Source organism: Novosphingobium sp. (assembly GCF_041915465.1).
Classification (GTDB): domain Bacteria; phylum Pseudomonadota; class Alphaproteobacteria; order Sphingomonadales; family Sphingomonadaceae; genus Novosphingobium.
This window is the reverse complement of sequence record NZ_JAYSBK010000018.1, coordinates 1-12,152: the sequence shown is the minus strand read 5'-3', so window position 1 is coordinate 12,152 and position 12,152 is coordinate 1. Positions and strand designations below refer to the sequence as shown.

Sequence of the window (12,152 nt, the reverse complement as noted above, 5' to 3'; positions counted from 1 at the left end):
TCAGACGCGGTGATAGTCCCTGAACCAGCGCACAAAGCTGGGGACACCGACCTCGATTGCGGTGGTGGGGGCATAGCCCAGATCACGCTGGATCGCGGTGATATCGGCATAGGTCTTGTGAACGTCACCTGGCTGCATCGGCAGGAATTCGATTTCCGCCTTCTTGCCGCAGGCTTCTTCCAGCAGGCCCACCACCTTCATCAGGTGTTCCGAGCGATTGTTGCCGATGTTGTAAAGCGCGTGCGGCTTGACGCTGCCCCCGGCCTTTTCGGTGCCGTCATCGCCGGGCGCATGGTCGAGGCAGGCGACCACTCCGGCGATGATGTCGTCGATGTAGGTGAAGTCGCGGTACATGTCGCCATGATTGAATACCGGGATCGGCTCACCCGCGAGAATCCGGCGGGTGAAGTTCCACAGCATCATGTCGGGCCGCCCCCACGGACCATAGACCGTGAAGAAGCGCAGGCCGGTCAGCGGCAGGCGGAACAGGTGGGCGTAGGTTTCGCTCATCAGCTCGTCTGCGCGCTTGGTTGCGGCATAGAGCGAGACGGGGTGATCGACCCGGTCCTCTACCGCAAACGGCAGCTTGGCGTTGCCGCCATAGACCGACGAGGAGCTGGCATAGACCATGTGCTCCACCGCGCGGTGGCGGGCGAGTTCGAGCAGATTGACGTGGCCCGCCAGGTTCGACTGCACATAAGCGTGGGGGTTTTCGATCGAATAGCGCACCCCGGCCTGGGCCCCCAAGTGGACGATCCGGTCGATCTCGGTGCCTTCCAGCGCGGCGTCCAGCGCCGCCATGTCCGAGAAATCGAGGTGGTGGAAGGTAAAGCGGTTGCCGCCTTGCGCGGCAAGCGCCGCCACCCGGTCGCGCTTCAGGCTGACCTGGTAATAGTCGTTGAGGTTGTCGATCCCGATCACGATGTCGCCGCGCGCCAGCAGGCGCTCGGCAAGGCAAAATCCGATGAACCCGGCAGCGCCGGTAACCAGTACACGCATGGCGATTCCTTTAATCGGGCCTGCCTCTATCGCGCCGCTCTTATTTCATGGTTAACCCATGGCTGTTAGGGCAAATTTCCATGACCGAGCCGCAAAAGATCCTCCCCCAAAAGATCATGGTCGTTTTCGGGACCCGTCCCGAGGCGATCAAGCTGTTTCCCGTGGTCGCCGCGCTGCACGCCGATCCGCGCTTCACGCCGGTGGTCTGCGTATCGGCGCAGCACCGCCAGATGCTCGACCAGGTGCTCGAGATCGCCGGGATCGTGCCCGACCACGATCTTGACCTGATGAAGCCCGACCAGACGCTCGATGGGCTGACCGCCGCGCTGCTGACCGAGCTGGGGCGGGTGATGGACCTTGAACAGCCCGCCCGCGTGATCGTGCAGGGCGATACCGCCACCGCGATGGCGGGAGCGCTAGCCGCCTATTACCGCAAGCTGCCGGTCGACCATGTCGAGGCGGGGCTGCGTTCGGGCAATATCTATCACCCCTGGCCCGAAGAGGTGAACCGCAAGATCATCGGCACCATCGCCAGCCTGCATTTCGCGCCGACCGACGTTTCGGCGGGCGCGCTGATCGCCGAACAGGTCGATCCCGCCCGGGTCCACGTGACCGGCAACACCGTGATCGACGCGCTGCACTGGGTTTCGCAGCGGATCGCCACCAATCCCGCACTCGCTGGCGGCCTGGCCGACCTCGAAGCGCGCTTTGCGGGCAAGCGGATCATCGGCGTGACCAGCCACCGCCGCGAGAACTTCGGCGGCGGCATGGAAAACATCGCCGAAGCGATCCGCCAGATTGCCGCGCGCGATGACGTGGCGGTGATCTTTCCCGTCCACCTCAACCCCAATGTCCGCGCGGTGATGAACACGGCGCTGAGCGGGCTCGATAACGTCGCGCTGATCGAACCGCTCGACTATCCGCACTTCGCGCGCCTGCTGGGCCTCGCCGAAATCATGCTGACCGATTCCGGCGGCGTGCAGGAAGAGGCGCCAGCGCTCGGCAAGCCGGTGCTGGTGATGCGCGAGACGACCGAGCGGCCCGAGGGCGTCACGGCCGGAACCGCGAAGCTGGTCGGCACCGAAACCACTCGGATTGTTTCCGAAATCTTCAACCTTCTCGACGATAAGGCTGCCTACGAACAGATGGCCCGCGCCCACAATCCCTTCGGGGACGGGCAGGCCGCGCGCCGGATCGTGGAGCTGCTTGGGAATGAAATCGGACGTTAAGCCCGACGTTTGCGTCGTCGGCCTCGGTTATATCGGACTGCCTACTGCCGCCATCGTCGCCCGTGCCGGGTGCCGCGTGCTGGGCATCGACGTGTCGCCCAGTGTGGTCGAAACGATCAACCGCGGTGAAATCCACATCGAGGAAGTCGACCTGGACGGCCTGGTTCAGGGCGTCGTCGCGCGCGGACTGCTTTCCGCCTCCACCGAAATGGCCCCTGCCGACGTCTTCGTGATCGCGGTGCCGACCCCGTTCGACGCGGACCACGCGCCCGATATTTCCTATGTCCTTGCCGCTGGCGAGGCCGTTGCCCGCGTGCTCAAGGCCGGGGACACGGTGATCCTGGAATCGACCTCGCCCGTCGGCACGACCGAGCAGCTGCGCGACCTCATCGCCGCGCGCCGACCCGACCTCAAGTGCCCGGGCCTGACCGGCGAGACGCCTGACATCTCGATAGCCTATTGTCCGGAGCGCGTGCTGCCCGGCAAGATCCTCGAGGAACTGACCAATAACGACCGCTCGATCGGCGGCATCACCCCGCGCTGCGCGCGCAAGGCGCTGGCCTTCTACAAGCGCTTCGTGCGCGGCACCTGCGTGACTACCGATGCCCGCAGCGCCGAAATGACCAAGCTGGTCGAGAACGCCTACCGCGACGTCAACATCGCCTTTGCCAACGAACTGTCGATCGTGGCCGACAAGATGGGGCTCGACGTGTGGGAAGTGATCCGGCTGGCCAACCGCCATCCGCGCGTCAACATCCTCACCCCGGGGCCGGGTGTCGGCGGGCACTGCATCGCGGTTGATCCGTGGTTCATCGTCCACGGCGCGCCCGAACAGACCCCGCTGATCCGCACCGCGCGCGGGGTCAACGATGGCAAGATCCACCACGTGATCGCCCGCGCCGAAGCCCTGATCGAAGCCAACCCTGGCAAGCGGATCGCCTGCCTCGGCCTCGCCTTCAAGGCCAACATCGACGATTTCCGCGAAAGCCCGGCGCGGCTTGTGGCCGTCACGCTGGCCCGCAAGTACGGGGACCGCGTCTCGGTGGTCGAACCCTATGCCGCCGAACTGCCCAAGGAGTTCTCGGGCACCGCCGCAACGCTGATCGACATCGACACCGCGCTGGAAGAGGCCGAGATCTTGATCGTGCTGGTCGATCACGACCAGTTCAAGGCCGTGCCGCTGGCCGAACGCGCCGGGCACGTGGTCTATGACACGCGCGGGATCTGGCTTGACCAGCCCAAACAATCGTCCGCTGCCGATCCGCTGCGGCTTGCCAGCTGGCGGGTCTTCAATCCTCGGTCATGCATCTGACGAATTCGGCTGCCTGCTCGTTGAAAGCCTGGACATCGCTGGCGTAGCGCCGCATCGCTGAGGGGAATACCTGCGACTTGTTGCGGTATTCGCTCACTTCCCAATCGGGGCAGTTGCGCATGACCGCGCAGCTTGGCTTTGAGGGCTTCGATGGCCCGCGATAGTAAGGTGCATCGGGCTGCCTGCAGGCCCCCAGATAGATGCCGTAATTGGTCGCACTTGCCGCCGGGCCCACGGCCAGCGTGAGCAAAGCCAGCGCACCGCCGGCAACCCCCCGATACTGTCTCACAGCGCAATCTCCCTCGATCCCGGGTTGATGCGCGGCCCGATGCTTAGAATACCATAGTCTCGTTCGGGCGAAAACTGCGAATCCGGGCCATTGCCCAACCACTGCGGGATCGCGCCCCGGCTGCCAGGCAGGGCTTCCCACGGCCGCGCAAGTGGGGCAGTCTCATCCCCAGCATGGGGGAGTTTGCCGCGATGACCGCACTACGCCTTTACCTGATCCTGGCCTGGACCGCGCTGGTGGCCTTTACCGCCTTCGTCGTTGGGCGCGACGGGCTGAACCTGTTGCCGGTATTCTTCGGAGATATCGCGCAGGGGCACTGGCCGGGCCAGTTCAATGCCGATTTCCTCTCGATGCTGGCGCTTTCGGCACTGTGGACTGGCTGGCGCAATGGCTGGACCCTGGGCGGCTGGGTGCTGGCGATCATGGCCTTCTTTCTGGGCGGCGGTTTCCTGATGGGCTACCTGCTGGTCCTGTTGCACCTTGAAAAGGGCGACATGCGGCGCGTGTTGCTCGGCGTGCGGGCGTGACGCGCATTCTTGCCAATGCCGCTTCCTACTGGGTCGGGATCTTCGCGCTCGGCTTTGTGCTGGGGGCGGTGCGGGTGCTGTGGCTGGCGCCGCGCGTCGGGCTCAAATGGGCCTTGGCGATCGAACTGCCGATCATGCTGGCAGCCAGTTGGGTCTTCGCGCGCCGGCTCCATGCGCGCCGCCCATTGCCCAGCCATAACGCCGCTCTGGCGATGGGCGGGATTGCCTTTGCGCTGCTGATCGGCAGCGAGGTGCTGCTCGCCACGCAGCTGTTCGGCGCGACGCTGGGCGGCTGGGCGAGCGCGCTGACCAGCCCGGAAGGACGGTTGGGGTTGGCCGGGCAGATCGGCTTCGGCGCGCTACCGGGCCTTGTCTGGCGGCCGGTTCGCGGCAGTTAACGCCCCGCTAAACCCTTTGCCCTATGCTCTGCCTTCGAAGTCCGCCCGGAGGCAGCCGTGCCTTGCCGGGGGCCAGCGAAAGGTCCTGCCGATGCAGACCGAAAAGCAGACGCCGCGCGGGGAAGACCGCCGCGCGCAAGATCGCCGCAAGCAGCAGACCGCGCCGCTGCCCTTCCCCGATCGCCGCAAGGGCGATCGGGGCAGCGGAGCGGACCGCCGCGCCGGCTAGCTGCCTGGCGCCTGATAGGCGCCGCGCTCCATCCGCAGGCCCTGGGTCAGGATCAGCCGGCAGAAGTCGGCCGACTTGTCGCTGAAGCAGTGCGCATAGAGCAGCCCCTTGCGGGTGGGCACGATGCCCATCACGTAATAGGTGGTCTGGCCATCCTCGGTGATCGCGCCTTCCCAGGTCGCCATCAGGACCGGGCGCTTGCTGGCGTCGGTCTTGCCCATTTCGATCACCTTGTGGCTGGTGACCGGCAGATCGTTTGGCGCAAAGGCGGAACCGCTGGCGTTCATCGCCATGGCCATGGCTTCAAGATCCTGCGCGCTGGCCTGGGCGGTGGCCTTGGCTGGCTTCTTGGTGACCACCACCATCGTATAGGATCCGTCCTTGCGGTAAGTGTACTTGAACCCCGCATCGGGCGGCGGGCTGACCTGCATGCCGCCTTTTTCCAGCACGATCATGTTGTACCAGCCATCGGGATCGTAATGGATCCAGCCCGCCCCCTGCGGCAGTTCGACCAGCTTGCCGCGCTCGGCCGGGGCGGTATTCGCCAGATCGAACGTGGCGGCCGGCTCTTCGGTAATGGCATGAACGGGAACGGCAGAGGCCAGGGCGATCGCGCCGAACAAGGCCAGTGGGGTCAGACGCATGCAAAAGCTCCCCGTATTCAACAAGGGTTTGGCGCGCGAACCGGGGCCAGCCTAGCCAGCCGGGGCCAGGTGGGCAAGCGGCCCGCGCGCCGCCGCGGGTCAGAGCCCTTGCGTCAGGAATACGCGGTAATCCGCGGCCGAGAAGCGCACCTTGCGCGCTTCCTGGTAGGCGTCCGAATTGTACCAGGCGCGGGCTTCTTCCATCGTCGGGAACTCGACGATCACGCTGCCGGCCGCTTCCGGCCCTTCCAGCGTTTCGATCGCGCCATAGACGACCAGCGGCTTGACGTTGTGCCCGGCCATCGATGGGCCGGCCATGCCGGCATAGGTGGCCATCGCGCCAGCGTCGTGTTCGCGTTCCTTGATGAAGACGATGTATGCAGCCATGCGGCAATTCCTCTCTTTTGTGTTGGTTTGACACCCCATGATGCACAGCGCGCGCGCCCTTGGGAAGGACGCGCGCGGCAATTCTTTCGCGGGCGCGGGCAGCGCCCGGGGTGCTTGTTACTTGGCGGCGGGCTCTGCCGGAGCGTTGGTCACCGCCGTGGTCGGCAGGTCGACCGGCACGGCGGCCTCGGTCGGGTTTTCCTGGGTCCACTCGGTCGACTGCGCCTCGGGCGCGGCGCTGGTGGCTTCGGGCGCGGGGGCCTCGCTCTTGCCGCAGGCGGCGAGCGAAAGCGCGGCGGCAGCGGCGCCAAGGGCGATAAGGGTGCGATAGCGGGTGGTCATCGGTCTGTCTCCTGAACGCCGAGAGGGGGATTCGGCGGAAGCAACCCTCGCGCGCAGGTTAGGCCCCGTCGCTGACCGGGATCAAGTTTTGCCGGCCGGCGTTCAGCCGCCGAGCTGCCACGCGCCCATTTGCCACCCGGCCCAGGCACCCAGCCCCAGCCCTTGCAGCACGGCGATGGCATGAAGCTGGCCCGAAAACGGCTGCTTGCGCGTCTTGTGCCGAAACACCCGCCGCCCGGCATAGGCCCCAAGCGTTCCGCCCAGCAGCGCAAACAGCAGCAGGGTCGATTCCTGCACGCGCCACGCCCCAGCTTTTGCGCGCGCCTTGTCGAGACCGAACGCGGAGAAGGCGATGAAGTTCAGTGCGACGAAGGCGGTGGCGATGTTGGCAGGGGTGAGGAACTGAACACCCCAGTCGGGCGCAATCACTCCGCCGCGACAGTCCCGCCGAACATATCCGGTTCTTGTCCCGCATCGCCGGCTTCGTTCGCCGCTTCCGCGCCCTTGGCCTTGCGGCGGGCGTCGAAGCTGGACCAGACGTCGTTCCAGCTGCCGCGGGTGGCGCCCTTCGAATATTCCGTTGCGCGGGTTTCGAAGAAGTTGGCGTGTTCCACGCCGTTGAGCAGCGGAGCGAGCCAGGGCAGGGGGTGGTCCTCGATCATGTAGATCGGCTGGAAGCCCAGCTGGCCCAAGCGCCAGTCGGCGATGTAGCGGATGTAGCGCTTGATTTCCTTGGCGCTCATCCCCGGCACCGGGCCTTGTTCGAAGGCCAGGTCGATGAACGCGTCTTCGAGCCGCACGGTCTTCTGGCAGCAATCGATGATGTCTTCCTTGACCGCCTTGGTCAGGCAGCCGCGCTCCGCGACGAAAGCGTGGAACAGGCGGGTGATGCCTTCGCAGTGGAGCGATTCGTCGCGCACCGACCAGGACACGATCTGGCCCATGCCCTTCATCTTGTTGAAGCGCGGGAAGTTCATCAGCATGGCGAAGCTGGCGAACAGCTGCAGCCCTTCGGTAAAGCCGCCGAACATGGCGAGCGTGCGGGCGATATCCTCGTCCGTTTCCACCCCGAAGGTGGCGAGGTAATCGTGCTTGGCCTTCATTTCCTCGTATTCGAGGAACATCCCGTATTCGGTTTCGGGCATCCCGATCGTGTCGAGCAGGTGGCTGTAGGCCGCGATGTGGATCGTCTCCATGTTGGAGAAGGCGGCCAGCATCATCTTCACTTCGGTCGGCTTGAACACGCGGCCGTACTTTTCGTGGTAGCAGTCCTGCACTTCCACGTCGGCCTGGGTGAAGAAGCGGAAGATCTGCGTGAGCAGGTTGCGCTCATGCTCGGAAATCTTCTGCGCCCAGTCGCGGCAGTCCTCGCCCAGGGGGACTTCCTCGGGCATCCAGTGCACCTGCTGCTGGCGCTTCCAGTAATCGTAGGCCCAGGGATATTCGAAGGGCTTGTAGGTCTTGCGGGCTTCGAGAAGAGGCATGGGTTACGACTCCGGACGGAAAGCTGGGATGATAGGCGGCGCCCCCGCGCTGCCAAGGCATGCGCGGGGCAAGAACTGTGGAACACTCGGTGCGTTCCCAAGGGACAAGGCGGGGGCGCGGAGCATCAGTTCCAGAACCAGCGCGGGCTGGCGCTGCGTGCGGCGCGGTTGCGCCACATCTGGATGTAGAGCCACAGCCCCGAAAAGCTGAAGAACACCATGGCAAAGCCCGACAGGGTGGCGATCGCCACGCCGACCGGGCCAAAGCTTTCGCCCGAGTGCAGGTGGTGCAACGTGCCGACCAGCGCGCGCGGATCACCCGGCTGGGGCTTGGGCCGGCAGGTGTAGTCTTCCGGGCAGACGAACGCGGGCTTGGCCGTTTCGGCGGCGGGCGCGGGCGCGCTGACAGGCAGCAGCGGGACGACCTGGCTGAGCACGCCCGTCACCGCGATCCAGAGCAGGAACACGCCGAAGAAGACCGACAGCCAGCGATGCCATTTACGCATTATCTTGAACTCCTTGGGAGGGGAATGGAACCCTGTCCCAAGCCGGCGCGGCCGCGCGCGGCAAGCCGCGAATGGTCGTCAATTGTAACAGATCGATGCGGTGGATGCGCATGGCCGGACGAACACCTCACTGGCAGGCGAGGCATTCCTCGTAATCGGTCTGGCCGCCGGCGCTGAGTTCCATCACCGGCGCATTGGCGGTGTTGTCCGCCTCCACGCCGCCGGCGAAGCCCGCGCGCTGGACTGACTTCGAGCGGAGGTAATAGAGGCTCTTGATGCCCTTTTCCCACGCCTGGAAGTGCAGCTGCATGAGGTCCCACTTCTCGACGTCGGCCGGGATGTAGAGGTTCAGCGACTGCGCCTGGTCGATATAGGGGGTGCGGTCCGCCGCGAATTCGAGCAGCCAACGCTGGTCGATTTCGAAGCTGGTCTTGTAGACGGCCTTTTCCTCGGGGCTGAGGAAGTCGAGGTGCTGGACCGAACCGCCGTGTTCGAGGATCGAGTTCCAGACGTTGGTCGAATCCTTCGACTTCGACTGGAGCAGCTTTTCGAGGTACGGGTTCTTCACCACGAAGCTGCCCGACAGGGTCTTGTGGGTGTAGATATTGGCCGGGATCGGCTCGATGCAGGCCGAGGTGCCGCCGCAGATGATGCTGATCGAGGCGGTTGGCGCGATCGCCATCTTGCACGAAAAACGCTGCATCACGCCCATGTCGGCGGCATCCGGGCAGGCGCCCCGTTCCTGCGCGAGCAGCAGGCTGGCTTCATCGGCCTTGGCGGCGACGTGGCGGAACATCTTGAAGTTGAGCGCCTTGGCCATCGCGCTTTCGAAGGCCACGCCCTTCTTCTGCAGGTACGAGTGGAAGCCCATCACGCCCATGCCGACCGAGCGTTCGCGCATTGCCGAATACTTGGCGCGGGCCATCTCGTCGGGCGCGCGGTCGATATAGTCCTGCAAGACGTTGTCGAGGAAACGCAGCACGTCTTCGATGAAGCGTTCGTCGCCGTTCCACTCTTCCCAGGTTTCAAGGTTGAGGCTGGAGAGGCAGCACACTGCCGTGCGATCGTTGCCAAGGTGGTCCTTGCCGGTCGGCAGGGTGATTTCCGAGCACAGGTTCGAAGTCGAGACCTTGAGGCCGAGATCGCGGTGATGCTTGGGCATCATGCGGTTCACGGTGTCGGAGAAGACGATGTAGGGCTCACCCGTGGCGAGGCGGGTTTCGACCAGCTTCTGGAACAGGCTGCGGGCATCGACCTTGCCGCGCACCGAGCCGTCCTTGGGGCTCTTGAGTTCGAATTCGGCGCCGTCACGCACGGCTTCCATGAATTCGTCGGTGAGGAGCACGCCGTGGTGGAGGTTGAGCGCCTTGCGGTTGAAGTCCCCCGAGGGCTTGCGGATTTCGAGGAATTCCTCGATTTCCGGGTGCGACACGTCAAGGTAGCAGGCCGCCGAGCCGCGCCGCAGCGAACCCTGCGAAATGGCCAGGGTCAGGCTGTCCATCACGCGCACGAAGGGGATGATCCCGCTGGTCTTGCCGTTGAGGCCGACCGGCTCGCCGATCCCGCGCACGTTGCCCCAATAGGTCCCGATCCCGCCGCCGCGGCTGGCGAGCCAGACGTTCTCGTTCCAGGTGCCGACGATGCCTTCGAGGCTGTCGGCCACCGAGTTGAGGTAGCAGCTGATCGGCAGGCCGCGATTGGTGCCGCCGTTCGACAGCACCGGGGTGGCCGGCATGAACCACAGCTTCGAGATGTAGTCATAGAGCCGCTGGGCGTGGTCCTGGTCGTCCGCATAGGCGGCGGCGACGCGGGCGAAGAGATCCTGGTACTTTTCGCCGGGCAGCAGGTAGCGGTCGTCGAGCGTTTCCTTGCCGAAATCGGTCAGCAGCGCGTCGCGGCTTTCGTCGGTGACGATGGTGAAGCGGCGGTCGTGGATCGCCTTGCTGTCATCCCTGGGCGCGGCAGCAGCCTTGGCCACTTCGCCCAGCGCGCCGGCCAGAGCCTCGGCGCCCATCTTTTCGACCAGGTCGGTCGAGCCATCGTTCTTTTCCGTCATCGGCAGCGCCGGGCCTTCGCCCGCCTCCTTCTTGGACGTTGCCGGTGCCTCGGGCGCAGTTCCCGCATCTGCCCCTGCATTTGCAAGCACTGCATCAACCTCGGCCATCGTCGGCTCGTCTCCGTTCCTGAAATCCACTTGCTGCCCCCGTGTTCTGAACCAGTCGCCCCGACGGATTGAACCGCCTTAATGTTCCATTTTCGTTCGAATCGGCGGGCAAGCGCCCATCCTATCAAATCGGGGAACGAAAGGTGAAAAACTTATCCCCATTCCGTCCCCAGCCACTTGGCGAAGGGGGGCTTGATTCCCGACCGAATCCCCACCCGCTGCGCGCTTGGCGCCCTGGTGGCCAAATCTAGGTCTAGAGGTCCCCCCGTATGCCGGACCACTATCCATAGTGCCTCGTTCCGAATCAGGCGCAAGAGGGTAAATACGCGGTAACCGTGTTCGGAGGGGGGCATTGGGGCGCGCCACGCCATCCCGCGATGCAGCGACGCGCCGGAAACCGTGGGCTGGCGCGGCGCGCAAGAGTCAAAGTGAATCTGTGAAAAAATTTTTGGTTGGGGACAGCCCTTCCGGAGCGTTGACACGGATAGAATCGAGCCCGGAAATTTTGTTGCCAAAGCGGGGTGCAAATTCGCATCGAAAGACCCCGGCGTGGTGCTTGATATCAGCAATACACCTGCTACCAATGGGGTCTGTTCGCGGCCTGGAGTACCATATCCATGTTCAACGTCATTGGAGCGATCGTCGGCGGTCTGCTGATCGGCTGGGCGGCCCAGTTCTTCTATCCCGGCCCGGTCCATATGGGACTGGGCATGACGATCCTGCTCGGCATTGGCGGTTCGCTGCTCGCCGGCCTGGTTGCTGGCGGCGGACGCTATGGCGCGGAAGTCAACCGCGCGGGCTGCCTAGCCTCGATTATCGGCGCGATGGCGCTGATCTTCATCGGGCGGCACCTGCTCTAGGCGCCGCTCGGTTCATCCGGGCCGCACCCTAGCGCGCGTGGGCGGCAATCGCGGCGGCAATTTCCCCGACCAGTTCCAGCGGCAGGTCGTGCCCCATGCCGGGAATGGTGTGGAGCTTCGCGCCCGCGATGTGCGCGGCGGTATCGTGTCCGCCCTCGACCGGGACCAGCGGATCGTCCTCGCCGTGGATCACCAGGGTCGGCGCGGTCACGCGTTTCAGCCGCTCGCGCCGGTCACCATCGGCGACGACTGCGGCGAACTGGCGGGCCATGCCCTGCGGGTAGAAGCTGCGCTGGATATCGCGCATGGCATTCGCGCGGATCCGCTCCTCCGGCGCGGGATAGCCCGGGCTACCGATGGCGCGGGCGGTGTTGATCGCGGCTGCGACCAGGGTTTCGAGATCGCCATCGGCCGGGCGGCCGAGCAGCGCGGCCATGGCTTCAGGCTTGGCCGGAGGCAGATCGCGGTTGCCGGTGGTGGAGAAGATCGAGGTCAGGCTTTTGACCTTTTCGGGGTGGTTGACCGCGACAAGTTGCGCGATCATCCCGCCCATCGATCCGCCGACCACATGGGCCGAATCGATCCCCAGCGCATCAAGCAGCGCGGCGGCATCGAAGGCCATGTCGGAAAGGGTATAGGGCACGTCCGGCGTCTGGCCAGACATCATCGCGCCGACGACTGCCGGGATTTCGGGGACGCCGGCTTCCTCGAACTTGTGGCTGAGGCCAATGTCGCGGTTGTCATAGCGGATCACGTGGTAGCCGTGGCCGACCAGCGCCTCG

General features: G+C 65.0%; 16 protein-coding genes. 6 read left to right on the top strand and 10 right to left on the bottom strand.

Annotated elements, in window-relative coordinates:
- The gene (locus ACE3SN_RS05250; protein WP_374528158.1) at window positions 1–999 is read right to left on the bottom strand and encodes a GDP-mannose 4,6-dehydratase; all 999 of its coding nucleotides are present in this window, start codon (window positions 997–999) and stop codon (window positions 1–3) included.
- Between the two features lie 80 nt (window positions 1,000–1,079).
- Between ACE3SN_RS05250 and wecB the strand changes: the two genes are divergently transcribed.
- Both wecB and wecC read left to right on the top strand, forming a co-directional pair.
- Window positions 1,080–2,228 carry a non-hydrolyzing UDP-N-acetylglucosamine 2-epimerase gene (wecB, locus tag ACE3SN_RS05245; RefSeq protein ID WP_374528156.1) on the top strand — a complete coding sequence of 383 codons (1,149 nt, stop codon included), beginning with the start codon at window positions 1,080–1,082 and terminating at the stop codon, window positions 2,226–2,228.
- Complete coding sequence (gene wecC, locus ACE3SN_RS05240) at window positions 2,212–3,540, top strand: UDP-N-acetyl-D-mannosamine dehydrogenase (protein WP_374528154.1); 1,329 nt, start codon at window positions 2,212–2,214, stop codon at window positions 3,538–3,540. The genes wecB and wecC overlap by 17 nt, the downstream gene beginning before the upstream one ends.
- Here wecC and ACE3SN_RS05235 read toward each other — a convergent pair.
- Window positions 3,518–3,829: a hypothetical protein gene (locus ACE3SN_RS05235; protein ID WP_374528152.1), complete on the bottom strand. Its 312-nt coding sequence runs from the start codon at window positions 3,827–3,829 to the stop codon at window positions 3,518–3,520. The genes wecC and ACE3SN_RS05235 overlap by 23 nt on opposite strands.
- A 191-nt stretch (window positions 3,830–4,020) precedes the next feature.
- Between ACE3SN_RS05235 and ACE3SN_RS05230 the strand changes: the two genes are divergently transcribed.
- The 3 genes from ACE3SN_RS05230 to ACE3SN_RS05220 all read left to right on the top strand — a co-directional run bounded on the left by ACE3SN_RS05230 (window position 4,021) and on the right by ACE3SN_RS05220 (window position 4,983).
- Window positions 4,021–4,356, top strand: a complete 336-nt coding sequence (locus ACE3SN_RS05230; RefSeq protein WP_374528150.1) for a hypothetical protein — start codon at window positions 4,021–4,023, stop codon at window positions 4,354–4,356.
- Window positions 4,353–4,754: a hypothetical protein gene (locus tag ACE3SN_RS05225; RefSeq protein ID WP_374528149.1), complete on the top strand. Its 402-nt coding sequence runs from the start codon at window positions 4,353–4,355 to the stop codon at window positions 4,752–4,754. The genes ACE3SN_RS05230 and ACE3SN_RS05225 overlap by 4 nt, the downstream gene beginning before the upstream one ends.
- A 91-nt stretch (window positions 4,755–4,845) precedes the next feature.
- On the top strand, window positions 4,846–4,983 hold the full coding sequence (locus tag ACE3SN_RS05220) for a hypothetical protein (protein WP_374528147.1): 138 nt from the start codon (window positions 4,846–4,848) through the stop codon (window positions 4,981–4,983).
- Here the strand turns inward: ACE3SN_RS05220 and ACE3SN_RS05215 are convergent.
- The 7 genes from ACE3SN_RS05215 to ACE3SN_RS05185 all read right to left on the bottom strand — a co-directional run bounded on the left by ACE3SN_RS05215 (window position 4,980) and on the right by ACE3SN_RS05185 (window position 10,402).
- On the bottom strand, window positions 4,980–5,627 hold the full coding sequence (locus ACE3SN_RS05215) for a hypothetical protein (protein ID WP_374528145.1): 648 nt from the start codon (window positions 5,625–5,627) through the stop codon (window positions 4,980–4,982). The two genes, ACE3SN_RS05220 and ACE3SN_RS05215, sit on opposite strands and share 4 nt — an antisense overlap.
- A 99-nt stretch (window positions 5,628–5,726) precedes the next feature.
- Entirely contained in the window at window positions 5,727–6,014 is a 288-nt protein-coding gene (locus tag ACE3SN_RS05210; RefSeq protein WP_374528143.1) for a DUF1330 domain-containing protein, read from the bottom strand.
- A gap of 117 nt (window positions 6,015–6,131) precedes the next feature.
- The gene (locus ACE3SN_RS05205) at window positions 6,132–6,356 is read right to left on the bottom strand and encodes a hypothetical protein (protein WP_374528141.1); all 225 of its coding nucleotides are present in this window, start codon (window positions 6,354–6,356) and stop codon (window positions 6,132–6,134) included.
- Window positions 6,357–6,458: 102 nt separating this feature from the next.
- The gene (locus ACE3SN_RS05200) at window positions 6,459–6,785 is read right to left on the bottom strand and encodes a DUF1294 domain-containing protein (RefSeq protein WP_374528139.1); all 327 of its coding nucleotides are present in this window, start codon (window positions 6,783–6,785) and stop codon (window positions 6,459–6,461) included.
- Window positions 6,782–7,840: a ribonucleotide-diphosphate reductase subunit beta gene (locus ACE3SN_RS05195; protein ID WP_374528138.1), complete on the bottom strand. Its 1,059-nt coding sequence runs from the start codon at window positions 7,838–7,840 to the stop codon at window positions 6,782–6,784. The genes ACE3SN_RS05200 and ACE3SN_RS05195 overlap by 4 nt, the downstream gene beginning before the upstream one ends.
- A gap of 125 nt (window positions 7,841–7,965) precedes the next feature.
- Complete coding sequence (locus ACE3SN_RS05190) at window positions 7,966–8,346, bottom strand: PepSY domain-containing protein (RefSeq protein ID WP_374528136.1); 381 nt, start codon at window positions 8,344–8,346, stop codon at window positions 7,966–7,968.
- Window positions 8,347–8,473: 127 nt separating this feature from the next.
- A complete protein-coding gene (locus ACE3SN_RS05185; RefSeq protein WP_374528198.1) occupies window positions 8,474–10,402 on the bottom strand; it encodes a ribonucleoside-diphosphate reductase subunit alpha in 1,929 nt (642 codons plus the stop codon).
- 725 nt (window positions 10,403–11,127) lie between these two features.
- Here ACE3SN_RS05185 and ACE3SN_RS05180 point away from each other — a divergent pair.
- Window positions 11,128–11,370, top strand: a complete 243-nt coding sequence (locus ACE3SN_RS05180; RefSeq protein ID WP_374528134.1) for a GlsB/YeaQ/YmgE family stress response membrane protein — start codon at window positions 11,128–11,130, stop codon at window positions 11,368–11,370.
- A 28-nt stretch (window positions 11,371–11,398) separates the two neighbouring features.
- On the opposite strand, the gene ACE3SN_RS05175 is transcribed toward ACE3SN_RS05180, so the two are convergent.
- On the bottom strand, window positions 11,399–12,152 hold a 754-nt coding region (locus tag ACE3SN_RS05175), incomplete at its 5' end, for an alpha/beta fold hydrolase (protein ID WP_374528132.1).

Bases quoted from the DNA above. Each gene is read 5' to 3' on its own strand.
- ACE3SN_RS05250 (WP_374528158.1), bottom strand. From the start codon at position 999: ATGCGTGTACTGGTTACCGGCGCTGCCGGGTTCATCGGATTTTGCCTT.
- wecB (WP_374528156.1), top strand. From the start codon at position 1,080: ATGACCGAGCCGCAAAAGATCCTCCCCCAAAAGATCATGGTCGTTTTC.
- wecC (WP_374528154.1), top strand. From the start codon at position 2,212: ATGAAATCGGACGTTAAGCCCGACGTTTGCGTCGTCGGCCTCGGTTAT.
- ACE3SN_RS05230 (WP_374528150.1), top strand. From the start codon at position 4,021: ATGACCGCACTACGCCTTTACCTGATCCTGGCCTGGACCGCGCTGGTG.
- ACE3SN_RS05220 (WP_374528147.1), top strand. From the start codon at position 4,846: ATGCAGACCGAAAAGCAGACGCCGCGCGGGGAAGACCGCCGCGCGCAA.
- ACE3SN_RS05215 (WP_374528145.1), bottom strand. From the start codon at position 5,627: ATGCGTCTGACCCCACTGGCCTTGTTCGGCGCGATCGCCCTGGCCTCT.
- ACE3SN_RS05210 (WP_374528143.1), bottom strand. From the start codon at position 6,014: ATGGCTGCATACATCGTCTTCATCAAGGAACGCGAACACGACGCTGGC.
- ACE3SN_RS05205 (WP_374528141.1), bottom strand. From the start codon at position 6,356: ATGACCACCCGCTATCGCACCCTTATCGCCCTTGGCGCCGCTGCCGCC.
- ACE3SN_RS05195 (WP_374528138.1), bottom strand. From the start codon at position 7,840: ATGCCTCTTCTCGAAGCCCGCAAGACCTACAAGCCCTTCGAATATCCC.
- ACE3SN_RS05190 (WP_374528136.1), bottom strand. From the start codon at position 8,346: ATGCGTAAATGGCATCGCTGGCTGTCGGTCTTCTTCGGCGTGTTCCTG.
- ACE3SN_RS05185 (WP_374528198.1), bottom strand. From the start codon at position 10,402: ATGACGGAAAAGAACGATGGCTCGACCGACCTGGTCGAAAAGATGGGC.
- ACE3SN_RS05180 (WP_374528134.1), top strand. From the start codon at position 11,128: ATGTTCAACGTCATTGGAGCGATCGTCGGCGGTCTGCTGATCGGCTGG.